At 71.6% G+C, this 23,282-nt stretch carries 23 protein-coding genes; 8 read left to right on the top strand and 15 right to left on the bottom strand.

Annotation, left to right across the window (positions count from 1 at the left end; genetic code table 11):
- Positions 1 to 13 precede the first annotated feature (13 nt).
- Together ACN269_RS20560 and ACN269_RS20555 are read right to left on the bottom strand one after the other, a co-directional pair.
- Complete coding sequence (locus ACN269_RS20560; protein ID WP_421473943.1) at positions 14 to 655, bottom strand: response regulator; 642 nt, start codon at positions 653 to 655, stop codon at positions 14 to 16.
- Positions 652 to 1,797 carry a sensor histidine kinase gene (locus ACN269_RS20555; protein ID WP_421473942.1) on the bottom strand — a complete coding sequence of 382 codons (1,146 nt, stop codon included), beginning with the start codon at positions 1,795 to 1,797 and terminating at the stop codon, positions 652 to 654. The genes ACN269_RS20560 and ACN269_RS20555 overlap by 4 nt, the downstream gene beginning before the upstream one ends.
- Before the next feature lie 146 nt (positions 1,798 to 1,943).
- Between ACN269_RS20555 and ACN269_RS20550 the strand changes: the two genes are divergently transcribed.
- The gene (locus ACN269_RS20550; RefSeq protein WP_421473941.1) at positions 1,944 to 3,011 is read left to right on the top strand and encodes a DUF418 domain-containing protein; all 1,068 of its coding nucleotides are present in this window, start codon (positions 1,944 to 1,946) and stop codon (positions 3,009 to 3,011) included.
- 89 nt (positions 3,012 to 3,100) lie between these two features.
- On the opposite strand, the gene purD is transcribed toward ACN269_RS20550, so the two are convergent.
- The 3 genes from purD to ACN269_RS20535 form a co-directional block, all read right to left on the bottom strand.
- The gene (gene purD / locus ACN269_RS20545; RefSeq protein ID WP_421473940.1) at positions 3,101 to 4,351 is read right to left on the bottom strand and encodes a phosphoribosylamine--glycine ligase; all 1,251 of its coding nucleotides are present in this window, start codon (positions 4,349 to 4,351) and stop codon (positions 3,101 to 3,103) included.
- Positions 4,352 to 4,423: 72 nt separating this feature from the next.
- Entirely contained in the window at positions 4,424 to 4,651 is a 228-nt protein-coding gene (locus tag ACN269_RS20540) for a type IV toxin-antitoxin system AbiEi family antitoxin domain-containing protein (protein WP_421473939.1), read from the bottom strand.
- A gap of 184 nt (positions 4,652 to 4,835) precedes the next feature.
- Positions 4,836 to 6,125: an adenylosuccinate synthase gene (locus tag ACN269_RS20535; RefSeq protein WP_421473938.1), complete on the bottom strand. Its 1,290-nt coding sequence runs from the start codon at positions 6,123 to 6,125 to the stop codon at positions 4,836 to 4,838.
- Positions 6,126 to 6,249: 124 nt separating this feature from the next.
- Between ACN269_RS20535 and ACN269_RS20530 the strand changes: the two genes are divergently transcribed.
- Positions 6,250 to 7,281, top strand: a complete 1,032-nt coding sequence (locus ACN269_RS20530) for a diacylglycerol kinase family protein (RefSeq protein ID WP_421473937.1) — start codon at positions 6,250 to 6,252, stop codon at positions 7,279 to 7,281.
- A gap of 536 nt (positions 7,282 to 7,817) precedes the next feature.
- Positions 7,818 to 9,665: a chromosome partitioning protein gene (locus ACN269_RS20525; protein WP_421476459.1), complete on the top strand. Its 1,848-nt coding sequence runs from the start codon at positions 7,818 to 7,820 to the stop codon at positions 9,663 to 9,665.
- Positions 9,666 to 9,710: 45 nt separating this feature from the next.
- Here ACN269_RS20525 and ACN269_RS20520 read toward each other — a convergent pair whose 3' ends face one another.
- Positions 9,711 to 10,139 (bottom strand): DUF3151 domain-containing protein, encoded by a 429-nt coding sequence (locus ACN269_RS20520; RefSeq protein WP_421473936.1) that lies wholly within the window; start codon positions 10,137 to 10,139, stop codon positions 9,711 to 9,713.
- A 249-nt stretch (positions 10,140 to 10,388) separates the two neighbouring features.
- Between ACN269_RS20520 and ACN269_RS20515 the strand changes: the two genes are divergently transcribed.
- Positions 10,389 to 11,582 carry an LOG family protein gene (locus ACN269_RS20515; RefSeq protein WP_421473935.1) on the top strand — a complete coding sequence of 398 codons (1,194 nt, stop codon included), beginning with the start codon at positions 10,389 to 10,391 and terminating at the stop codon, positions 11,580 to 11,582.
- 52 nt (positions 11,583 to 11,634) lie between these two features.
- Here ACN269_RS20515 and fbaA read toward each other — a convergent pair whose 3' ends face one another.
- Both fbaA and ACN269_RS20505 read right to left on the bottom strand, forming a co-directional pair.
- Positions 11,635 to 12,660: a class II fructose-bisphosphate aldolase gene (gene fbaA, locus ACN269_RS20510; RefSeq protein WP_088986918.1), complete on the bottom strand. Its 1,026-nt coding sequence runs from the start codon at positions 12,658 to 12,660 to the stop codon at positions 11,635 to 11,637.
- Between the two features lie 135 nt (positions 12,661 to 12,795).
- Positions 12,796 to 13,179, bottom strand: coding sequence for a phage holin family protein (locus ACN269_RS20505; protein WP_421473934.1), 384 nt, complete (start codon positions 13,177 to 13,179; stop codon positions 12,796 to 12,798).
- Between the two features lie 122 nt (positions 13,180 to 13,301).
- On the opposite strand from ACN269_RS20505, the gene ACN269_RS20500 reads away from it, so the two are divergent.
- Together ACN269_RS20500 and ACN269_RS20495 are read left to right on the top strand one after the other, a co-directional pair.
- A complete protein-coding gene (locus ACN269_RS20500) occupies positions 13,302 to 13,514 on the top strand; it encodes a hypothetical protein (protein WP_421473933.1) in 213 nt (70 codons plus the stop codon).
- Positions 13,515 to 13,648: 134 nt separating this feature from the next.
- Positions 13,649 to 15,217, top strand: coding sequence for an LPXTG cell wall anchor domain-containing protein (locus ACN269_RS20495; RefSeq protein WP_421473932.1), 1,569 nt, complete (start codon positions 13,649 to 13,651; stop codon positions 15,215 to 15,217).
- 69 nt (positions 15,218 to 15,286) lie between these two features.
- Here ACN269_RS20495 and ACN269_RS20490 read toward each other — a convergent pair whose 3' ends face one another.
- Together ACN269_RS20490 and ACN269_RS20485 are read right to left on the bottom strand one after the other, a co-directional pair.
- Positions 15,287 to 16,351, bottom strand: coding sequence for an LCP family protein (locus tag ACN269_RS20490; protein ID WP_421473931.1), 1,065 nt, complete (start codon positions 16,349 to 16,351; stop codon positions 15,287 to 15,289).
- A complete protein-coding gene (locus ACN269_RS20485) occupies positions 16,348 to 16,833 on the bottom strand; it encodes a SigE family RNA polymerase sigma factor (RefSeq protein WP_421473930.1) in 486 nt (161 codons plus the stop codon). The genes ACN269_RS20490 and ACN269_RS20485 overlap by 4 nt, the downstream gene beginning before the upstream one ends.
- Before the next feature lie 181 nt (positions 16,834 to 17,014).
- Here ACN269_RS20485 and ACN269_RS20480 point away from each other — a divergent pair, with 181 nt between their 5' ends.
- On the top strand, positions 17,015 to 18,562 hold the full coding sequence (locus ACN269_RS20480; protein ID WP_421473929.1) for an LPXTG cell wall anchor domain-containing protein: 1,548 nt from the start codon (positions 17,015 to 17,017) through the stop codon (positions 18,560 to 18,562).
- A gap of 121 nt (positions 18,563 to 18,683) precedes the next feature.
- A complete protein-coding gene (locus ACN269_RS20475; RefSeq protein ID WP_421473928.1) occupies positions 18,684 to 19,511 on the top strand; it encodes a DedA family protein in 828 nt (275 codons plus the stop codon).
- A 171-nt stretch (positions 19,512 to 19,682) separates the two neighbouring features.
- On the opposite strand, the gene ACN269_RS20470 is transcribed toward ACN269_RS20475, so the two are convergent.
- The 5 genes from ACN269_RS20470 to ACN269_RS20450 all read right to left on the bottom strand — a co-directional run bounded on the left by ACN269_RS20470 (position 19,683) and on the right by ACN269_RS20450 (position 23,256).
- Positions 19,683 to 20,060 (bottom strand): ArsR/SmtB family transcription factor, encoded by a 378-nt coding sequence (locus tag ACN269_RS20470; protein ID WP_007454255.1) that lies wholly within the window; start codon positions 20,058 to 20,060, stop codon positions 19,683 to 19,685.
- A 57-nt stretch (positions 20,061 to 20,117) separates the two neighbouring features.
- Entirely contained in the window at positions 20,118 to 20,657 is a 540-nt protein-coding gene (pyrE, locus tag ACN269_RS20465) for an orotate phosphoribosyltransferase (protein WP_421473927.1), read from the bottom strand.
- A gap of 168 nt (positions 20,658 to 20,825) precedes the next feature.
- Entirely contained in the window at positions 20,826 to 21,635 is an 810-nt protein-coding gene (locus tag ACN269_RS20460; protein ID WP_421473926.1) for an SDR family NAD(P)-dependent oxidoreductase, read from the bottom strand.
- Between the two features lie 10 nt (positions 21,636 to 21,645).
- Positions 21,646 to 22,302, bottom strand: coding sequence for a hypothetical protein (locus ACN269_RS20455; protein ID WP_421473925.1), 657 nt, complete (start codon positions 22,300 to 22,302; stop codon positions 21,646 to 21,648).
- A 72-nt stretch (positions 22,303 to 22,374) separates the two neighbouring features.
- The gene (locus tag ACN269_RS20450) at positions 22,375 to 23,256 is read right to left on the bottom strand and encodes a hypothetical protein (RefSeq protein ID WP_421473924.1); all 882 of its coding nucleotides are present in this window, start codon (positions 23,254 to 23,256) and stop codon (positions 22,375 to 22,377) included.
- Positions 23,257 to 23,282: the final 26 nt, after the last annotated feature.

The following is a 23,282-nucleotide window of genomic DNA, read 5'->3' as shown; positions in this document are numbered from 1 at the left end:
CCGACGGCCGGCCTCACCGACGAGGACCCAGACCCGCCTCCTGCGCCAGCAGCGCCGCCTGGGTCCGGTTGTCGCAACCGAGCTTGACCAAGAGCCGGGAGACGTAGCCCTTGACGGTGGCCTCGGACAGGTGCAGGCGGCGGGCGATCTGCTGGTTCGACCGACCGGCACCGAGGCTCTCCAGCACCTCCACCTCGCGCTCGGTGAGCGACAGCAGCAGGTCACGGGCACGCTGGCTCCGCACCGTCTGCGCGACGAGACGGTCGGCCGCGACCGCGGAGAGCACCGTGTGCCCGGCGGCCGCCACCCGGACCAGGGCGAGCAGATCGTCGGGCGGCGTCGACTTGAGCAGGAAGCCGGCCGCACCGGCCCGGAGCGCTCCGGTCACGTAGTCGTCCAGGTCGAACGTGGTGAGAGCCAGGACCCGTGGCGGCGACGGCAGCGTCGTGATCCGCTCGGTGGCCCTGATCCCGTCGACGCCCGGCATCCGGAGGTCCATCAGCACCACGTCGGGTCGTAGTCGCACCACGGCCTCCACCGCGTCCGCCCCGTCGTACGCCTCGCCGACGACCATCAGGTCCGACGCGGACCCGAGGATCGTGCACAGGTGGGCACAGACCATCCGCTCGTCGTCGACGACGAGTACCCGGATCACGACCGCACCGCCGTCGACACCCGCACCGGCAGCTCCGCGTGAACGGCGAAGCCACCCGACGCCGTCGGTCCGGCCTCGAACGTCCCGCCGAGCACCTCGACGCGGTGCCGCAACCCGCTCAGTCCGGTGCCGCCTCCGGCGGCGGCCAGGACGGCGTCGGGCGACCGACCCGCCGGAGTGTTCGACACCGTGACCAGCACCTTCTGCCTGCCGTACTCGATCGACACGGTGGCGGCGGCGCCCGGCGCGTGCTTGTGCACGTTCGTCAGCGACTCCTGGATCAGCCGGAACAGTGTCCTGCGCACCGTCGGTGCCAGCCCTTCCGGCTCGCCCACTTCGCAGAGCCGCACCGGCAGACCGACCGCACGGGAACCGTCGACCAACCGGACCAGCTCGGGGGTGTCGTCCGGCACCGGATCAACCCGGGGACGTCCGTCCTCGCCACGCAGCACCCCGACGAGGTCGCGCAGCTCCGTCAAGGCCTGGCAGCCGGTCGCCCGCAGTTCCTCGGCCGCCGCCCGGGCCGCCGGATCGGTGGTGGTGACCCGAAGCGCGCCCGCCTGCAACACCATGAGGTTGATCCGGTGGGTGACCACGTCGTGCATCTCGGCGGCCAGCCGTACCCGCTCGTCGGCGCGTGCCTGATCGGCCAGGAGCAGGCGCTCCCGCTCGGCCCGCTCCGCCCGGTCGGTCAACTCCGCCAGCAGGCTCCGCCGGGCCCGGACGTACATGCCCAGGACCGCTGCGGCGAGGATGACGGTCGGCGCGGTGAACGGGTCGTCGATCGACCAGGCGCTCGCCCCCACCAGGAACGCCACCGACAGCAGCCCGATCACCGTCCACTGTCGCCACCGCCGACCACAGCCGTACGCCGTGACGGCGTACGGAACGAGGAGGGCGGCCCAGGCCGGCGCGAAGAGGCTGATCCCGGCGATGGTCAGCGCGGCGGTGTACGGACGCTGCCGACGCACCAGCAGCATGGCCGCAGCGGCCACCTGCGCGGCCACGTAGGCCCACATCGGTGCGGCGATCAGCTTGGTGTCGACGTCCGGATCCGCCAGTTCCAGCCCACCGCCGGCCGCTGTCGCCACAAGCGCGAGCAGCACGTCCACGGCGACCCGGAGCAACCGGCCTCGGCCCATGGCAGCAGGGTAGCCGGGCACCCGGAAAACGGCCCGCCACGCGTGCGGGGACCAGACGAACCCACCACCGGAATACGACGAAAGGAGGTAGCGGTCACGACTTTCTCCGCTGACGACGCTCGGCGACCCCACGATGGGATCGACCCATGACCGAATCGGTACGGACGACTGAGCGGCCACCGGAATCGACCGACGTCTCCACCGTCGGGCCGCGTATCGGCGCGCTGGACGCGCTGCGCGGCTTCGCGCTCTGCGGCATCCTGATTATCAACATCTATCAGCAGGTCGTCTTCCGCGGTGCGGCGGCCGGCACCTCGTCACAGCTGCCGGAGACGGTGCAACTGCTCTTCTACGAGCGGTTCTACCCGATCTTCTCGATCCTCTTCGGTGTCGGCTTCGGCATCTTCCTCCGGCGCGCGGCGACCCGGACCGGCCGGCCCCGGATGGTGCTGGCCCGCCGACTGGTCGTCCTCCTGCTGATCGGTGTCGCGCACTTCGTCGTCCACCCCGGCGAGGCGCTGACCGCGTACGCGTTGGCCGGTCTTCTCGTGCTGCTGCCGCTGAGTTACCTCGGCGGGCGCACCGCCCTCGTCGTCGCGGTACTGCTGCTCCTCGTCGGCGGGCAACTCGTCGTCGGCTACGGGCCCATCCCGGGCCTGCTCGTCCTCGGCTACGCGCTGGCAGAGCTGGGCGTGCCGGCCGCGCTTGAGCGTCGCGCCGGCCGGGTGGCGATCGCGTTCGTCGTCTTCGCCGCGCTCGCGGCGACCTGGATCGTGCTGACCATCCGTGAGGTGGAGCTGCCGTTCGTCAACGTCCTCGGCGGACCGGGCGGCGGCGTGAGCCTGTTGCCCCCGCTCGCCGGCATCGCCACCGGTCTCGCCTACTGCTGCGGTCTGGTGCTGCTGCTCCACACGCCGGTCGGGCCGGCACTGTCCGCGGTGTTCTCGCCGCTGGGCCGGATGGCCCTGACCAACTACCTGAGCGCCACCGTGCTGTTCCTGCTCGCCGGACCGCCGCTCGGCATCGACAGCACCGACGACCTGCCCCGCATCGTGGGACTGACCGCCGCGATCATCGTCGTCCAGGCGGTGTGGAGCGTGCTCTGGCTGCGGTCGTTCCGGTACGGCCCGGTCGAGTGGGCGTGGCGGTGCCTCACCTGGTGGCGACGCGCGCCGATCCGGCGGCGGGGCGCGGAGTCGGCGACCCCGGACTGACCCACGCCGATCGGTGGCTCCAGCTCGTCGACCTCGCGCCGACAGCGCTGTCCACGCTGGGCCGGCCGATGTCGGAGCGGTCGGCCGCTTCAGCCGGGGATCGTGATCCGGTCCTCGATCGCGGCGGCGGCAATGTCGGTGCGGTGCTGCGAGCCGGCCAACTCCACCCCGTTCACCAGCGCGTACGCGGCATCCCGGGCAGCCGCCAGGTCGGGGCCGGTGGCCGTACCACAAAGGACCCGGCCGCCAGCGGACAGCAACGCGCCGTCGCTGGCCCGGCGGGCGGTGCCCGCGTGGATGATGCCCGGCCGGTCCGCGCCGGTGATCACATCGCCGGTACGCGGCGCGGCCGGATAGCCCTGCGCGGCGAGCACCACGGTGACCGCGGCGCCGTCCCGCCAGCGCAGCGGCGGGTGCCCGGCCAGCGTGCCGGTGGCCGCCGCGTGCAACAACCCACCCAGCGGCGTCTCCAGCAGCGCGAGCACCACCTGGGTCTCCGGGTCACCGAAGCGCGCGTTGAACTCGATCACCCGCGGGCCGGCGGCGGTCATCGCGAGGCCGACGTAGAGCAGGCCCGCGAACGGCGCGTCCCGGCGACGCAGCTCGGCCAGCGTCGGGTGGACCACGTCCCGCATGACGTCGTCGACGAGGCCCGGCGGCGCCCACGGCAGGGGCGCGTACGCTCCCATGCCACCCGTGTTCGGGCCGGTGTCGCCGTCGCCGATCCGCTTGAAGTCCTGTGCGGGCAGCAGCGGCAGGGCCGCCTCGCCGTCGGTGACCACGAACAGGCTCACCTCGGGGCCGTCGAGGAACTCCTCGACCACGACCCGACCGCACTCGGCGGCGTGCGCCAGCGCGGCGGCCCGGTCGTCGGTCACCACCACGCCCTTGCCGGCGGCGAGACCGTCGTCCTTCACCACGTACGGAGCGCCGAACTCGTCCAGCGCACGCGCGGTGCTCTCCTCGTCCGTGCAGACGTACGCCCGGGCGGTCGGCACGCCGGCTGCGGTCATGACGTCCTTGGCGAACGCCTTGGAACCCTCCAACTGCGCGGCCGCGCCGGACGGGCCGAACACGGCGATGCCCTTGGCGCGTACGGCGTCGGCGACACCGGCGACCAGCGGCGCCTCCGGCCCGATCACCACCAGGTCGGCCGCGGTCTCCACGGCCAGCGCCGCGACGGCGGCCGGATCGGTCGCGGTAACGGCCCGCACCTCGGCGACCTCGGCAATCCCCGGATTACCTGGAGCGGCAATCAACGAATCGACAGCCGGATCACGAACCAACCCGAGGGCAAGCGCATGCTCGCGCCCCCCACCACCCACCAAGAGAACCCGCACAACGCGCCATCCTACTGCCCACCCCTCCCCACCCACCCCCACCACCGCCCACCCCCGCCCCCGCCGCGGTGATCATGGACCAAAGGATTCCAGCGCCGCTCTGATCTGCGCCCGACGGGGAACTCCGTCATAGAGGTCGGCGTCCACCAGGTAGCTGCCACGCGCAACGACCCGCCAGCGACCGGCGCGGCAGAGCCGCTGTACCTCGTGGGTGGTGAAGCCAGCGGCACGCGCCTGACTGAGCGTCACTATCCCGTCTCGCGCGTGAGCGACGCGCCGCGCCGCAGCCAAGGCATCCACCCGGCCACTCTGGCGGACCAGAAAACCGTCCGGAACCCCCTGTGGACAACCACTCCGCCCCTGTGGATAACCCAACGCGCTTGCACACGGTGATCATGAAGTTATTGCCGCGACACGCCGAGCCGACGGGCAATAACTTCATGATCAACGGGACGAGGGACGGTAGGGCCTCGGGGGGCGGGGGTTAGGGGAGGAGGGGGTGTTGGAGGACGTTTTCGTCTCGGCCGGGGCCTACGCCTATGACGCTCACCCTTGTGTTGCAGAGTTCTTCGATCCTGGCGATGTAGCGGCGGGCGTTCTCGGGCAGGTCGTCGGGGGTGCGGGCCTTGGTGATGTCCTCCCACCACCCGTCCAGCTCCTCGTACACCGGCGTGGCGTGGTGGAAGTCCGTCTGGGTCATCGGCATGTCGTCGACCCGCTTGCCGTTGATCTCGTAGCCGACGCAGATCGGCACCTTCGGCAGCCCGGTGAGCACGTCCAGCTTGGTGATGACCAGGTCGGTGACGCCGTTGAGGCGGCAGGCGTACCGGGCCACCACGGCGTCGAACCACCCGCACCGGCGCTCCCGGCCGGTGGTGGTGCCGTACTCCGCGCCGATCTTGCGCAGGTGCGCGCCGTTGGCGTCGAACAGCTCGGTCGGGAACGGCCCGGAGCCGACCCGCGTGGTGTACGCCTTGCTCACCGCGATCACCTGGTTGATCGCGGTAGGCGGGATGCCGGCGCCCACGCAGGCGCCACCGGCGGTCGGGTTGGACGAGGTCACGAAGGGGTACGTGCCGTGGTCCATGTCCAGCATGGTGGCCTGCGCGCCCTCCAACAGCACCGTCTCGCCCCGGTCCAGGGCGTCCCAGAGCATGGCCCGGGTCTCGGCGATGTACGGCTTGAGCCGCTCCGCGTACTCCAGGTACTCCTCGACCGTGGCGTCGACGTCGATCGCCTTGCGGTTGTAGACCTTGAACAGCATCTGGTTCTTCTCGCGCAGCGCGAGTTCCAGCTTCTTGCGCAGGATGCCCGGGTCGAGCAGGTCCTGGAGCCGGATGCCCATGCGGGCGACCTTGTCGCCGTACGCGGGGCCGATGCCCCGACCGGTGGTCCCGATCCGGGACGAGCCGAGGTAGCGCTCGACGACCCGGTCCAGCGCCCGGTGGTGCGGCATGATGAGGTGCGCGTCACCGGAGATCCGGAGCCGGGACACGTCCACGCCACGCTCGGCGAGACCGTCGATCTCGGCGAGGAGCACCTTCGGGTCGACGACCACGCCGTTGCCGATGACGATCATCGCGTTCGGCGAGAGCGCCCCGGAGGGCATCAGGTGGAGCGCGTACTTCTGGCCGTCCGGGGTGATCACCGTGTGCCCGGCGTTGTTGCCGCCGGAGTAGCGCACGACGTAGTCGACCCGCTCACCCAGCAGGTCGGTAACCTTGCCCTTGCCCTCGTCGCCCCACTGAGCGCCGATGAGCACGATCGCTGGCATCTTTTCCGCCTCCAGAAGGCTCGGGTGCCAGGTGGCGACCGCTCGGCGAGCCCGGGGTGTCAGGTTAACAAGTAGTGACGGCGCGGCCGGCAGGGGTCGCGTCGAGAGGCAGGAGGCTCCTTCGGTGTACGACGTGGTGCTGCTCACCCTCGCGTCGGAGCGGGGCGCTCCCGGCGGGTGCGGCAGCGGCGAGGCCTGCTGCGGCGGCGCGGACGCGACCGGCGCGGGCGTCGAGGGGGCCGACACCGGACCGACGCCGGGTGACGCCGACAGTTGCGCCACCGACCGGCCCCGGGTGCCGGTGCTGGCCTGTGCCGACGCGCTGACTGCCCGGGGTGCCCGGGTGCAGATGGTCACCGCCCACTCGGACGCGGAGATCGACGCCGTACTCGCGCAGCTCGACGGCCCGGCCCGTCCGGACGGCCTCACCTGGCCGGACGCGGACGGCAAGACCCGGCTGGTCGTCGCCACGGCCAGCGACGGCCAGTTGCGCGCCGTGCTGCGCCGGCTTGTTCGGCGGTACGCGCCAGCGCCGAGCCGCCGCCCGGCGGACCTGCGCGACGACCGCACCCTGCCCGATCTGCCGCCGGTCGCCGTACTCCCGCTCGACCCGGCACGCGGCGGCACCCAGCGGGACCTGGCAGCCCAGCTCGGGTTGCCCCGCGACCCGGCGGCCGTGGCGGCTGCGGTGCTCGACGGCACGCCGCGTCGGCTGGACCTGCTGCGCAACGACGGCGGCTCGGTGACCCTGGACGGCGCGCTGCTCGGGGCCGCCGACGACGCGGGTCGACCGCTGCACTGGCGGGCGCGGGTGGAGGTCGACGACACCGTGCTCACGAACGGCGACGAACCGTTGCTGGCCTGCGCGGTCGGCAACGCCGGCGGGTACGCGTCGCTCGACGACGTGACGTTGCTGGCCGCGCCGGACCCGGCGGACGGCCAGGTCGAGGTCGCGGTGGCCGTCCCGGTGGTCGTCCGATCGGCGTGGGGTCGCAAGCGGGTACGCCTCGAAGTGCGGCGGGCTCGCGGACGGGCGGTGTCGGTGCTGCCCCGCGAGGGAAAGGTGCCCTACCTCGACGACGGCGTCGAGGGTGAGCTGACCCGCAAGCGCTCGTGGTGGGTCGAACCGGGTGCCTGGGCGGTCTGGGTGGTCTGACCCCCGTTTCGCCGACCGGCCCCGGTCGGCCGGTGGGCCTATCCTCGCAGGAGGACTGGGGAGGAACCGTAATGGACAAGAACGCCGACCGGGCGCAGGTGCCCGGCCAGCAGCCGGTGCCGGAGCGGGACATCGAACCACTGTGGCCGCCGGATCCGGCACAGCAGGGCGCAGAGGTGGTACCGCCGTGGGCGGCGGTCGCCGAGCAGCAGCGGGTCGCCCCGTCGCAGTCCGCGTCTGCGGCCGTGTCGCCGCCGGTCGCCGCACCGCCGATCACGGCGCCGTCGGCCGGCCGGCCCGGCGTGCCCGGGCAGCCGGGCGCAGCGGCCCTGCCGCCGCCGTCTCCGTCGGACTATCCGTCGCTGACCGGGGCGGTGCCGCCACCGACGGGCTGGGGCGCGAACGGGCCGGGCGGGCCGGGCACGGGCTGGGCGCCGGCGCAACCGAGCTGGCCTCCGGCCGATCCGCCGGCCGCGTCACCCGCGTCGACGACGTCACCCGCGCCTGCCGCGCCGTCCGTACCGCCGACGCCGCCGCTGCCGCCCGCGGTGGGCGGGCTCATCGGGCCCGGCACTGCGCCCACCGACAGCGCCGCGCCGAACCCGGCGGCCACCGCCGCGTCGCCCGGCGGCGCGAGCGGCGCAACCGGCACCGGGACGGCCGCCGTCGCACCGGAAGCGGCAGGCACGGTCCCCGGAGCGCCGTCCACCTCGACTGGAGCAGTCGGCAGCCCGCCCGGGGCGGGGTCGGCGGACGGGTCCGGTGCCGGCCCGGTCCCCGGTCCGTCCGGCGGCGTCGACCTGGACCTGCCGTTCTCCCTGGACCGCCCACCGGTCGTAGCCGCAGCCGCCGAGGGAACGGCCACCGCGAGCCCCGGCACGGCCGGTCCAGTCGCAGCGGGCACGGCCAGCCCGGCCGTACCAGGGCAACCCGCAGCAGGCGCAGCCACGGCGGGCCCCGGCACGGCAGGGCCGACCGCGGACCCCGGGTCGCCGGGTGACGGGGAGACCCCGCCGGCCGTCGGGGCGGCTCGGCCCACGACCGAGTCACCCTGGGCGTACCCACCGCAGCGTCCGGCCAGCCCGACCTCGTCGGGGCAGGAGCAGGTCGACATTCCGCCACCGCCGATCCCGACCCCGCCGGTTCCGCCACCGCCGACACCCGCCGTCGACAGCGGCGGCACGGCGGGGCAGGCGTACGCGGGTCAGGTCTACGGCGGCCAGGCGGGAATCCCTGGTCAGGCCGGCCCGGCACCGGTGCAACCGCAGCAGCAGGACGCCGTGCCGACCCCGCCGCCGGGGCCGTTTCCCCCGTCACCGGGCTGGTACCCGCCACCCTGGCAGCAGGGCACGGCGGCGGCGCCACCGGTCCCGCCGCAGCAGTACCAGGAGACCGACCCGGTGGCGCGGGTGCCGGCCACGGGTTACCCGGATGCCACGTGGACGCCGGAGACCACGGCCGCGCCGACGGCGGAGGATTTCGCCCGCCGTCGGCAGGTCCGGCCCGCCGACCCGGTGGCCACCATGGGCGTACGGGCGGTGGTCAACAAGATGGGTCTGCTCCGGCTCTCTCCGGGGCGGCACGAGCAGGAACTCAAGCGGGACATCGAGATGGTGCGCCGCAACTTCGGTGGGCTGCGGCAGGTGACCGTGGTCAACCCGAAGGGCGGCGCCGGTAAGACGGTGGCCATCCTGCTGCTCGCCATGACGTTCGGTCAGAAGCGCGGCGGCTACGTGCTGGCCTGGGACAACAACGAGACCCAGGGCACCCTCGGGATGCGCGCCCAGCAGGACTTCCACGCCCGCACGGTGCGCGACATGTTGCGTGACCTCGGGCAGTTCCAGGGTGCGCACGGGCGGGTCGGCGACCTGTCGCAGTACGTGCGGTCGCAGGGCGAGGGCATGTTCGACGTGCTCGCCTCGGACGAGTCGGCCACCGGCGGCGAGATGTTGACCGCTGCCGCGTTCGCCGAGATCCGCGAGGTGGTCAGCCGGTTCTACAAGTTGATCTTCGTGGACACGGGGAACAACGTCCGGGCGCAGAACTGGCAGGCGTCGATGGATGCCACCGACCAGCTGGTGGTCACCATGTCCGCCCGTAACGACTCGGCGGAGACCGCCGCCCGGATGCTCGACCACCTGGAGCAGAGCGGCCGGCAGCGGCTGGTCCGGCAGGCGGTGACGGTCGTGTCGATGCCGCCGTCCCGCAAGGAGATCGACCTGCCGGCCATCCAGGAGCACTTCGCGGCTCGCACCCGGGCCGTGTTGCTGGCGCCGTACGAGCGGCTCATCGACAGCGGCGAGCCGATCCGGTACGGCGGTCTCTCCTCGGCCACCCGGGACGCATGGCTGAAGATCGCCGCGGCGGTCGCCGAAGGGCTCTGAGCAGCCGACGGCCGGCCCACTGTCGGGCCGGCCGTCGGAACGGGGTCAGTTGCTGGCCAGTGCGTCCGCCGCTGCCGGGTCGCAGTCGCGCAGGAACTGGGCACAGCGGGCCGCCTCGTCGGCCTCGCCGATCTCGTCGGCGGCCCGGGAGAGCACGTACAGGCAGCGCAGGAAGCCCCGGTTGGGCTCGTGGGACCACGGGACGGGCCCGTGGCCCTTCCAGCCGTTACGGCGGAGCTGGTCCAGGCCACGGTGGTAACCGGTGCGCGCGTACGCGTACCCGGTCACCACCTGACCGGCGGCGAACGCCCGGGCCGCGAGCGCGCCCCACGCCGCGCTGAAGGTCGGGAAGCGGGCCGCGACCTCGGCGTACGCCTCGTCGGTGCCGGCCTCCTGGGCAGCGGCCAGGGCGGCGTCGGCCTCGTCGTTCGCGGGCAGGAGGGTGGCCGGTGGCTCCGGCAAAAGGTTCTGCATCGCCCCATTCAACCCGCTGGACAGGGCGACATGCGAGCGGGTCGGCGGACGCGTCCCGCTGAACGGCTGAGGAGTTCATCACGCCTGCGGCCTATGCCGCCGCCAGGTGTTTTCCACTACAACTAATGGTCCGGAGCCTCCCCAGGACCCGGTTACGCAGGAGCCCGGTGGCCACGACCGCCGGGCTCCTGTCGCGTCCGGGGGCCGTCCGGGGTTTGGCCGACCTCGCCGAAGGGGCAGGATGGCCGGGTGCCGACCCCACCACCCACCGACGTCATCGAACCGCACCTGCACGCCGACGAGATCCAGACCCGGGACGAATTCGACCGGCAACTGGTCACCGGCCGGCTGACCGGGCTGACCGTGCAGGGGCTACGCCTCGACCTCGCCCCGGTGCCCGACCTGACCGGCGTCGAGGTCACCGGCACCCTCTTCGTCGGCTGCCGGTTCGCCGCCCGGGAGGTCGGCGCCGACCTGGTCCGGCGCGGCGCGAACGTGGTGCCGCCGTTCTCCGGGCTGCCGTACCCGACCCAGCCGGGCCACCTCTACAGCCCGGACGACCTCGCCGCCGGGTTCGCCGAGGGCGGGTTCGCCGGGATGTACGACACCCGGGTGTACGAGCACTACCGGGCGCACGGCGGCGCGCTGCCGGACGTGAAGGAGGCGCTCGGCCAGCGGCTGCACGACCACGGCGTGGACAACGCGCTGGGTGACGCCACCCGGGCCTGGTTGGCCGCGCACGGGTCACAGTCGGTGGTGGGCATCATGGGCGGGCACGCGGTGCGGCGCGGCAGTCCCGCGTACCGGATGGCGGCCGTGCTGGGGTGGGAGCTGGCGCGGGCCGACCGGCTGGTGGTGACCGGCGGCGGCCCCGGGGTGATGGAGGCCGCGAACCTCGGCGCCTACCTGGCGGACCGACCGGCGGCGGACCTGACGGCGGCGATCGACCTGCTGGCCACCGCGCCCGACTTCACCGACCACCACCGGTACACGGCGGTGGCGTTGACGGTCCGGCAGCGGTACCTGCGCGTACCCCGCCAGCGGGGCGACGACCTCGGTTGGGCGCGGGCCGGTGGGCTGGCCATCCCGACCTGGCTGTACGGGCACGAGCCGGCGAACCTGTTCGCGGGACGGATCGCGAAGTACTTCTCGAACGCGATCCGGGAGGACACCATCCTGCGCCTCGCGCGGGGTGGCATCGTGTTCGCGCCCGGGCGGGCGGGCACGGTGCAGGAGGTGTTCCAGGCGGCCACCAAGACCTACTACGGCACCGACGGGGCCAGTGGCGCGTACGTCTTCCTGGACCGTTCCTACTGGACGCGGGAGCTGCCGGTGGAGGCGTTGCTGCGTCCACTGCTGGCCGCGTCGCCGTTCGGTGACCTGTCGTCGACGATCCACCTCACCGACGACGTCCGCGAGGCCGTCCGCCTGCTGACCTCCTGAACGCCGACGGCCGGCTCCCCACCAGGGGGAGCCGGCCGTTTGTGGCGCGTCGTTACTTGGTCATCGTGGTGCCGGTGGAGCGCAGGTGCTCGCACGCCTCGACGACCCGGGCGGCCAGGCCGGCCTCGGCGGCCTTGCCCCAGGCGCGCGGGTCGTACTGCTTCTTGTTGCCGACCTCGCCGTCGATCTTCAGCACGCCGTCGTAGTTGCGCAGCATGTGGTCGGCGACGGGACGGGTGAAGGCGTACTGGGTGTCGGTGTCGATGTTCATCTTCACCACGCCGTAGTCGAGCGCCTCACGGATTTCGCTGAGCAGGGAGCCCGAGCCGCCGTGGAACACCAGGCTGAGCGGCTTGTCCTTGCCGTACTTCGCGCCGACCGCCTCCTGGATCTGGTTGAGGATCTCGGGGCGGAGCTTGACGTTGCCCGGCTTGTAGACACCGTGCACGTTGCCGAAGGTCAGCGCCGCCATGTAGCGGCCCTTCTCGCCGAGGCCGAGCGCCTCGACCATGGCCAGACCGTCCTCGGTGGTGGTGTAGAGCTTGTCGTTGATGGCGTTCTCGACGCCATCCTCCTCACCACCGACGACGCCGACCTCGATCTCCAGGACGATCTTGGCCTTGGCGGCCTCGTCGAGGAGCTGGGCGGCGATCTCCAGGTTCTCGGCGACCGGCACGGCCGAGCCGTCCCACATGTGCGACTGGTACAGCGGCTCCTCGCCGCGCTTGACCCGCTCCTGCGAGATGCCCATCAGCGGACGCACGAACTTGTCCAGCTTGTCCTTCGGGCAGTGGTCGGTGTGCAGGGCGATGTTCACCGAGTACTTCTTGGCCACCTCGTGCGCGTAGGCGGCGAACGCCACCGCGCCGGTGACCATGTCCTTGATCGAGGGACCGGACAGGTACTCCGCACCACCGGTGGAGACCTGGATGATGCCGTCGCTCTCCGCGTCGGCGAAGCCCTTGAGCGCCGCGTTCAGCGTCTGGGAGGAGGTCACGTTGATGGCGGGGTACGCGAACCGGCCAGCCTTGGCGCGGTCCAGCATCTCCGCGTAGGCCTCGGGGGAAGCGATGGGCATGTGATGCGCTCCTTACTTACCACTCTCGGCCGTGCTGGCCGCTGTTGTTCGTCTGTGCGCCGGACCGCGCTGTCCTCCGCCCGGCAGTATCCCGCAGGTGCGGTAGGCAGGACCAACCGAGGGGGTGTCACCCGCTCATCGGGTGTCCAGACTGTCCGGCACGATGACGCTGATCAGCCAGGTGACCACGGTCATCACGATCGCTCCCCAGAACGCCGCCCAGAAGCCGTCCACCTGGAACGGCAGGTCGAGCCCGCGTGCGATCCGATCGGTGAGCAGGAAGAGCAGCGCGTTCACCACCAGGGCGAACAGGCCGAGGGTGAGCAGGTAGAACACACAGCCGACCACCCTGATCACCGGCTTGAGCACGGCGTTGATCACACCGAAGATGAGCGCCACCACGATCAGTGTGAGCACGGTGTTGCCACCCGAGCGGCCGTGCACGTCCACCCCGGGCACGATCAGCGTGGTCACCCACAACGCGACCGCGGTGATCGCCAGTCGGATGAGGAAGCCCACGGCACCATCCTGGCACCGGGTCCCACCGTCCCGGGGTGATTCGGCCGACTCGGCTTTCCGGCGCGGAGCGGACGCAGCCCGTACGGTGGTGGGAACCGTGCCCCGAGACCCCGGGAGGGACGATGGGTCAGCCCGACGAGGACTTCACCCCCGGCGACCACCTCGCCGCGGACGAACGCGATCCGGAGGCGGAGCCGGCCGACGCGGTCGAGCAGGCCACCTCGGTCGCCCCCGCTGACGTCGATGCCGAACCGCACCGCGGCATGGAGGTCGACGACTGGGACGCCATGGAGCAGGCCCGGGTGGTCACCGCGGACGAGGACGACTACCGCTGACGTCGCCGCGCGCTGGACTGGCCCGTTGCGCCAGAGGTGCCCGGCCGGTCGGACAGTTGCACGCGTATCGATAGAACAGGGCCCGGATTCTCCCTAGGTTGAACGAGCGCCACCTATCCCCTGGGAGGATCCTCGTGTTCAAGCACCCGATCCGCTGGCTGGTCGGACTGGGTGCCGTGAGCGCCCTGGTCGCCGCATCCGCGACACCCGCCGTCGCCGCGGCCACGATCGAGCCGTACGTCCAGGACACCACTCTCGCCGTCGGTTCGGCGAAGACCACCCGGGTGTTCCTGTACGCCGACGAGCCGACGACCCTCGACGACGTCTCCGTGCGGTACGACTACCGCTCTCTCGCCGACAAGGTCAGCATCGCGCCGGCCGACCAGCAGGAGTGCACGACTCCGGAACCGGGCGTTCTCGTCTGCGCGGAGCAGTTCGGTGTCGCCCTCAGCGAGCTGCCGCCGCTCGGCAGCGGGATCTACCGTGGCGTCACCAAGCGGGTGAGCATGACCGCCACGCAGGAGGCGCAGCTCGGCGACTCCGGCGACCTCGTGGTCAGCTTCGAGGCAGCCGGTGGGAAGCGGGGCAGCTACACCTCACGGATCCGCGTCGGCGAGGGCGTTGACCTGGCTGGCGGTCCGTTCACCAACTTCACCGCGAAGCCGGGCGGCAAGGTGCCGGTGCCGCTGGCCGTGGCCAACGTCGGCGAGAAGACCGTCACGGGCTTCGTCGCGGTCTTCGACCTGCCGTATTCGATCCGGACGAAGGATCGGTTCAGCAACTGCCGCTACTCCGACGACCACCTGCTCTCATGCCAGTTCGACGAGGAGATCCCGGCAGGCGGGGCATTGTCCGCGACGCTGAACCTCGAACTCGCCAAGGACACCTACGCGCCGACCAACCAGTCCGGCTATGCCCAGTTCATGACCATCGCCGACTACGAGGACCTGACCCGGGTACGGGAAGCCGTTGGTGCCCGAGCTGCGGTGCCGGGCACCGGCCCGAAGCTGACCCTGGCCGAGGCGCCCAGCCGGGCGCGGCAGGCCGACCAGACCGACGTCGGACCGGGCTACGACTACACGGGTTGGATCATCAAGGTCACCGGCAGCAACGGCACCGACCTCGCGGCGATCGGCGCCACCCTCAAGGGCGGAGTCGGCACGGTCGTGACGGCAACGGTCGGCTTTCGCAACAACGGCCCGGCGACGCTCGACAACGTGAGCGAGGAATGGGAGGCCGCCACCCACACGCTCGTCGAGCTGCCGCCCGGCACCACGGCCGTCGAGGTTCCCGACAGTTGCGGACTGCGGCCGGGCACCCGGACGTACCAGTGCGCCTCGGAGATGCTGCTGGTGGCCGGCGAAACCTACACCGTGGAGTTCCGCCTGCGTATCGACCGGGTCGTCCCCAACGCCAAGGGCACGGTGTGGGTCAACGCGCCGTGCGAGTGTCCCGGCGGCGGTAGCTTCACGGCCGACATCAAGCCGGCCAACGACCGGGCCACGATCCTGGTCAACCCGGGCCAGGCCGGCGGCAGCGGTGACGGTGACGGTGACGAGGGTGGAGGCAACGGTGGCGGTGGTTCGCTGCCCATCACCGGCACCCCCACGAGCCTGCTCGCCGGCCTCGGTGGCCTGCTGCTCGCCACCGGCCTCGGCACCTACCTGCTCGCCCGACGTCGCAGCACCCACTTCGTCGCCTGACCTGCGCCGCCTGACCGGCACCCCGCCGTCGTTCCCGGGGCGGTGGGGGTGCCGTCGCAATCCACGGAGTCACCGGGCCTGGTCGACCAACGTCGGGTGACGGGCCGCCCACTCGCCGAGGCGGTCCTCCCGCAGCGCCTTAAGGAACTCCGGCACGAACGTCGGGTCGGCCCGCAGGGAGCGGTCCCTCGCGCTCGGCAGCGCGACCGGCAGGCCGAGCCCGACCGGCTCGACCGACCGCAGCGTGGGAGCGATCCGCAGCAGGTCCAGGATGGCCGCCCGGTCGGGTGACGCCACGAGGTCGGGGCCGACGGTGGTCAGCAGCCGCGTGAGGCGTACCGGATCGGTGAGTACGCCCTGGTCGGTGGCCTGGCGGACGAGACCGGCGGCGAAGAGACGAGCGTTGCGGTCCCGGTCCTGGCTGCCCGCGGGCAGACCGTAGCGCTGCCGGAGCAGGTCGACCGACGCGGCACCGTCGAGGCGTTGGCAGCCGGCCGGGAAGACCCGCGGAGTGTGCACGGAACGCACCCGGTCCTTCAGGCAGACCTGCACACCGCCCACGGCGTCGGTCAGCGCGCTGACGGCGCGGTACGTCAACACCAGGCCGGCATCCACCCGGACCCCGGTCAACTCGACCACCGTGCGCCGGGTCAACTCGTACCCCTTGGTCATCTCCGGGCGGGTCGATCCGACGCCGGCCGGGAAGGCGGCGTTGAGCTTGTCGGTGCCGTGGCCCGGAATCGACACGCCCAGGTCCCGGGGCAGCGACACCAGGTAGGGGCGGCTGCGGTCGGCCGGGATGTGCACCAACAGCACCGCGTCGGCCCGCGTCGCCTCCGGCCCGTCGCCGTCGAGGCCGAGCAGCAGGATGTTCAGCGCGCCGGTCGGTACCGGCCGGGTGGTCTCGTAGAGCAGCTCGGCGACCGGCGGCCGCCCTCCGCGCTCCGGAGTCAGCAGCGGCACCCCGATCCCCAGCACCCCGAGCAGCGCCAATGCGACACCACCGGCCTGCCAGCGGCGACGCCGACGACGACGGCGGATGGTCAGGCGGTCGATCGCGGCGCGCAGCGGGCCGGTCGGTGGGATCAGCGGCTCGTGCCGGGCGAAGGCGGCACGCAGGTCATCCTCGATCATGAGGGAACCTCCACGTACTCGGCCCGGAGCGTGGCGAGGGCCCGGGAGATGGACGAACGGACGGTCCCGACGGCACAGCCGAGGATGTCGGCGATCTCGGCGTCGGGCAGGTCCTCGTAGTAGCGCAGCACGAGGGTGGCGCGCTGTCGGCGCGGGAGCCGGGACAGCCAGGTCCAGATCTGGTCCCGGTCCACGGCGGACTGGGCGTGGTCGGCGGGGGCCGGCAGGGAGTCGTCGGGTTCCCCACGCAGCAACACCCGACGCATCCACGAGCCGCGCTTCCAGTCGACGTACTGGTTGGTGAGCATGCGGCGCACGTACCGTTCGGGCGAGTCCGCGCGGGCGACCCGCCGCCAGTTCAGCTGGACCCGGACCATCGTCTCCTGCACCAGATCCTGTGCCTGGTGCGGATCACCGGTGAGCATCACCGCGTACCGCAGCAGCGGGGCAAGCCGCGTGTCCGCGAACTCCTCGTACGTCATTGCACCTCCCGGGGTCCTGCCTCAGATGACGGGAGCGGACGCGCCGAACATTGCAGTCGCGGTGGTCAGCCTTTCGGTTCGTCCTGGTCGCCGTGTGGTGATCAGGGACGGCGGTGAACCTTAGCGGTTCCTTAAGATCCACGGGCTGCACCTGAATCCCCCTACTGGAGGAATCCCCCTCATGCTCACGCACTCCACCCGGCGCTGGCTTGCCGGACTGGGCGTCGCAGGCGCGTTCGTCGCCGCCTCCGCCAGTCCGGCCGTCGCCGAGGAGCCCTCGAACGAGGTCTTCCTGTACGCGAACAACGCCCTCCTCGCCGCCGGTGGCGAGGCCAAGTCCGTCACGCTGCTGGCCTTCGCGGAAGCGCTGCCCGAAGAGTTCACGGTCACGGTCGGTCGCGGAGCGGTGACCGACTTCGCCTCGGTCACCGTCGCCGACGGGGCGGACTGCAAGGAGGCGGGCCCGGTCATCGCCTGCACGTTCAAGGGCGCCGAGACCATCGACTACGTCCTCGATCTGACCGTCAAGGCCAAGGACTCCGCCAAGGTCGGGCAGAAGGGTGACATCAACCTGACCCTGGCCGCGAAGGGCCGGCCGAGCGTCACCGTCATGTCCACCGTCGAGATCGGCGAGGGCATCGACCTCAAGGCGGACGACTCGCTCGACGTCTCCGGGAAGCCGGGATCGACCGTCAAGGCGCCACTGCGGGTCGCCAACGTCGGCGACAAGCCGGCTCGAAACGCGGTGCTGCTGCTGAGCAGCATGCCCAGCATCACGCCCGCTCAGCGGTACTCGAACTGCTCCTACCTGAACGAATTCGGGACGACCTTCGCCCGCTGCGAATTCAAGCAGGAGATCGCGCCCGGTGCCGTCCTCCAACTGGACGCCTCTCACGCGCTGAAGATCGGGCCGGACACCTGGGCGCCCAGCACCCAGTACGGCGCGGGCCTGTGGTTCGCCGATGGTGACTGGGCCGAGTTCCTCGCAGACTCCCCGTTCGAGAGTGACGACTGGGAGAAGGGCACCGGCGAGGAGTTGACCCTGGTCCCGGCTCCGACGGCGCTGGCCCGACAGCTCAAGCAGACCGACGAGGATTCCAGCAACAACTACACCGAGATCGTGGCAACCGTGACGGGCAACCAGCGGGCCGACGCGGCCGCCACCGGGGCCGAGGTTGCCGGTGCGGTTGGCAAGACCGTCACCACCAAGGTCGGCTTCGTCAACAACGGGCCGGCGGTCATCAACACGTACTCGCCCCGGGAGATGACCACCGCCGCCGAGATCACCATCCCGGCCGGCGCGACGGTCGTGACCGCGCCGGACGAGTGCTCGCCGTTCGTAAACGGCGAGGAGGTCGGCGGGTTCGGCGAGCCGGGCGCCCGCGTCTACCTCTGCCAGTGGTACGACAACCTGCGCAAGGGCGACGCGGCCGTGTTCGAGTTCGGGCTGCGGATCGACAAGCTGTCCGGCGCGGCGGGCAGCGTTCACCTGCTGCACTTCAACCTGGATGGCGAGGGGTCGACCATCGCCGACCTCGACCCGAAGAACGACACCGCCGCGTTCACCATCAAGGGCGCGGCCGGCGGCAACGGTGGCGGTGACGGTGGCTCGCTGCCGATCACCGGTCAGTCGACCGGCCTGCTCGCCGGCCTGGGCGCGCTGCTGCTCGCCGCGGGCGTCGGCGGCTACCTGGTGGCCAAGCGCCGCCGGACCCGCTTCGTCGCCTGATCCGTCCCAGCAGTACCGGTGCCCCGTCGACCAGCCTGGTCGGCGGGGCACCGTCGTATCCGGCCACCGGGTGGTGAGCACCGGTCCGGCGCGGCCCGGACACCGGGCTTCGGTACCCTTTGTGGCCGTGGACACAGCTGAGAAGACCCGCGCTCTCACGGAGAGCGTCGCCCTGAACCCGCTCGATCCCAAGGACCTGTTGCAGACCTTCGGGCTGGTCGGCGTCTGGGTGATCCTCTTCGCCGAGACCGGCCTGCTGGTGGGCTTCTTCTTCCCCGGCGACTCACTGCTGTTCCTCGCCGGTGTGGCCGCCTCGCCGGTGGCGGACGCCATCTTCGGCGACGGCACCCGGCTCTCGCTGGCCGGCCTGCTCATCGGCGGGCCGATCTGCGCGATCGTCGGCGCGCAGTTGGGGCACTGGCTCGGCGCGCGCTACGGCCGCCGGATGTTCGAGCGGCCCAACTCGCGGCTCTTCAAGAAGGAGTACGTGGAGAAGGCCGAGTACTACTTCCAGAAGTTCGGCCCGGCGAAGGCCGTGGTGCTGGCGCGCTTCATCCCGATCGTGCGGACGTTCCTCAACCCGGTCGCCGGGGCGCTCGGCATGCCGGCTCGTCAGTTCCTGCTGTGGAACATCGTCGGCGGGATCCTCTGGGTGGACGGCATCCTGCTGATCGGCTACCTGCTGGCCGACCGGATCTACAAGGCGATCGGCGACAAGATCGACCACTACATCCTGCCGGTGGTCGCACTGATCATCCTGATCTCGGTGCTGCCGATCTTCTTCGAGCTCCTCCGCGACCGGCGGGCGCGCAAGCGTGGCGAGGCGGTCGCGGTCGTCGCGGCGGCCAGCGCCGCGGGCGCGGTCGACGCGGTGCGCGAGAAGTTCGACCACGACGAGCACCCGCACGACCGTCGGGGGGACGGGCACGGGTACGGCCAGCAGCGCTGATCCCAGATACGACGACGGCCGGCCCCCTGGTGCGGGGGTCGGCCGTCGGCATGTCGGACCCGGTCTCCGGCGGTGCGGCCGGGAACGAGCAGGTATCAGCTACCGGTGGCGCCACCCCTGGTTCGCCACCGGACACCGCCCCGGGTACGAGACGGTGCGCAGCGCCTTACGTCAGCGGGCCTTCTTGGTGGCCCGCTTACGCGGCGGGGTCAGCAGGTCGGCGATCGTCGCGATCGCGCTCGGGACCAGCCGGTAGTACGCCCAGACACCGCGCTTCTCCCGCTCCAGCAAGCCGGCCTCGGTGAGGATACGCAGGTGGTGACTGACCGTCGGCTGAGAGAGGCCGAGCGGCGCGGTCAGGTCACAGACGCACGCCTCGCCCTCGGGGGCCGACTGGATCAGGCTGAGCAGCCGCAGCCGAGCGGGATCCGCAAGGGCCTTGAGGACCCCGGCGAGACGCTCGGCATCGGCACGTTCGATCGGCTCACCGGCAAGCGGCGAGATCTGAGGCATAGTCATTTCGGCCAACGCAGTTCCCACGTATTCCATCCTTCCACCAGCAGCATCGATCCGCCTGCATATCAGCAGATACGAATCGGCAGACTTTTACGCCACAAGGCCGAGGTCAGCCAACGTATAGGCCGCCCGGTACGGCAATCCGGCGGCTCGCACCGCGTCGCCGGCGCCTCGATCAACAATAACCGCCACGCCCACGACTTCCGCTCCGGCCTCGCGAAGAGCCTCGACGGCGGTCAACACACTTCCGCCCGTTGTGGACGTGTCCTCCACCGCCAACACCCGACGGCCGGCCACATCCGGTCCCTCGATCCGTCGCTGCAGACCGTGGGCCTTGCCCGCCTTTCGCACCACAAAGGCGTCCAGGGCACGGCCGGTTCCAGCGGCGGCGTGCAGCATCGAGAGCGCGACAGGGTCCGCGCCCAGGGTGAGGCCACCGACCGCTTCGTACTCCCAGTCGGCGGTGAGGTCGAGCAGCGCCCGACCGATCAACGGAGCGGCCTGGTGATGGAGCGTGACACGTCGCAGATCGACGTACCAGTCAGCCTCACGGCCCGATGAGAGCACGACCCGTCCGTGGACCACGGCCAGGTCGGTAATGAATTTGCGCAGGTCGTCGTGGTCCCCCATGGCGATAGAGGTTACTGCGCAACTCTGAACGCCGTGTGGACGGGCCGGCTGAATCGGAGCGGTGAGACACCGATGACTGGCGATGTTCGACTACGCTCTGCGACCGGCGTGATCGCGGTGCGCCAACGGCCGGCGGCGGCGTCCGCAGCGCGACAACGCACCCCGGGCTCAGCGTTCCTCGCGACCGATCCGACCGCGGGTGTCGCGGGAGACCACCTCCAGCAGCCGGCGCGGCGCGTGCCGCAGACCGGCGACGGCCAGCTTGTACTTCCAGGCCGGAACACTCACCAACTTGCCTTTGCGCAGGTCACGAAGGGCCTCTCCGACGACGTCCTCGGCTCGCAGCCACATCCAGTCCGGCGTCTTGGACATGTTGATGCCGGCCCGCTCGTGAAATTCGGTACGGGTATAGCCGGGGCACAGGGCCATCACCCGGACGCCGAAAGGGCGTGCCGACTGGCCCACGGACTCGCTGAAATTGGTGACCCACGCCTTGCTGGCCGAGTAGGTCGACCCGGGCATCACCGCGCCAAACCCAGCAACCGAAGAGACATTTATCACTGCCCCGTTGCGCCGTTCGGTCATCGGACGGAGCGCAGCCAGTGTCAATCGCATGACGGCGTGCACATTGAGGCGGAGCAGCCGGGCCTCGTCCTCCGCTGTGGAGCGCAGGAACGGCTTGTTCAGGCTGATGCCGGCGTTGTTGACCAGCAGGTGAACGGGACTGTCGGACGCCAGCCGCTGTTCGACGGTGGCGCAGCCGTCATCGGTCGACAGGTCCGCCGGCAGCGTCTGGACGTCGTGACCGTGTCGGGCACTCAACTCGGCGGCCATCGCGGCCAGTCGATCCGCGTCCCTGGCGACCAGCACCAGGTGCCAGCCATCGGCCGCCAGACGCCTGGCGAACGCCGCGCCGATGCCGGCGGTGGCGCCGGTGATCAGGGCCCGTCGCTCGACGGAGGTGGATTCGAGCGTCACGGGCGGTTCCTCACCTGGGCGGGTACGGGGGCGTGGCCGGCGCCTGCGGGGTTTGGTGCGACGCGGGCGCAAAAGCGGGCGGGGCGGTCGGTGCCGTGCGGCGGTGTCGACCGAACCAGGCGTTCGCCGCCGGCAGGGCCAGCAGCGCGGCTACCACAAGGTAACCGAGCGCCTGTCCGACGGAAAGCCCGGCGTTGAGCGGGATCCACCAGGACGGGTACGCGTCCGCGATGAGGCCCAACAGCTCGGCGGTGGCCCGCTCGTCCGTCCCCAGCCGCAGCGGCGCGGCGCGTTCGCCGACGAGCACCGCCACGCTGCAACAGGCCGAGAGAAGGCCGAGCCCGCTGACCACCCAGGTGGCCACGCGTACGCCCGGTCGACCCGTCAACAGTCCGAGGGCCAGCCCGGCGAGCACGAGCGCGGACAACCCGGCGACCACCGCGGTCAGTGCCGCCGACCCGCGCAGCAGGGCAACGAGGCCGTCGATCTGCTGCGGGGTGGCCGAGGTGTTCCGCGCGGCGGCACGGAACGCGTCCACCGTCCGGCCCAGCACCGCCAGGTCGACGGCCGCGTACGCGAGCGCGCCGACCGCCATCAGCAGCAGCACGGCGGTGGCCGCCAGGACCACGGCGGGCCGGCGGGGCGGTGCCGGTTCGGGGTACGACACGACGGATCCCTCCGGTAGGCGTCGGGTTGCAACCTACTCGGAGGGACCGTCGGCGTCGTGCCTATCCGTGGGTCAACTCGTCGACGGCGGGGTCGTGCCGGGGCGGTCCGTCGGCGGCGTGTCGTCCGGACGGTCCGAGCTGGACGGGGTGGCCGGCTGCTCGGGCTCGGACGCCGGACCGGGAGTCGACGGGTAGGCCGGCTCCCCGCTCGACGGCTGAGGCGGGGTCGACGGGTAACCGGGCTGGCCAGGAGCCTGCGGGTAACCGGGCTGGCCGGGAGCCTGCGGGTAACCGGGCTGGCCGGAAGCCTGCGGGTAACCGGGCTGGCCGGAAGCCTGCGGGTAGGCCGGGTAGCTGGCGCCCGGAGTCGGCGGCTCCCACGCGGCGGCGGGCTTGCGGAAGAACTCGTTGGACTTCGGCAGAGCCAACAGGATCAGGGCCGCCAGCAGAGCGAGCAGGCTGATCACGCCGAGCAGGAGGCTGACCGGGGTGATCCAGGACGGCAGCGCCTCGTCGAGGCGGCGCTGGATCTCGTCGGGGCTCGGCGCGTCGCCGCCGCTGTTCCCGCCGGTGTTGAAGCCACCGCCCGCGCCGCTGAGCAGGCCGCCACCCGTGCAGCAGACCAGGATGCCGCCGACGATCCAGGTGGTGATCCGGGCGCCGTTCTTGCCCTGGTTGTTGAACATGGCCAGCACGCCCAGCACGACCGCCAGCAGGAGCAGGAGGATCGCGGCGCCGAGGCCGAATGCGAAGACGAAGGTCGCGATCTGGTCGGCGCCCTCGGTGGTACTGCCCGCGTACGCCTCGCGGAGCACGTCCCGGGTCTTGCCGATGGTGGCGAGGGTGATGATGAGACTGATCACCTGGCACGCCAGGAACAGGTAGAGCAGGTAGCTGGAAATCGTCACGGTGGAGGGCCGTTGGCGGGCCGGCGTGCTCGGGGAGTCGACCACGATTCTCCTTTCCTAGATCGGGCCCA

This window comes from Micromonospora sp. WMMD736, assembly GCF_049179015.1.
GTDB lineage: Bacteria > Actinomycetota > Actinomycetes > Mycobacteriales > Micromonosporaceae > Micromonospora.
Note: the sequence above shows the minus strand (reverse complement) of the source record. Positions and strands in the feature narration are given on the sequence as shown.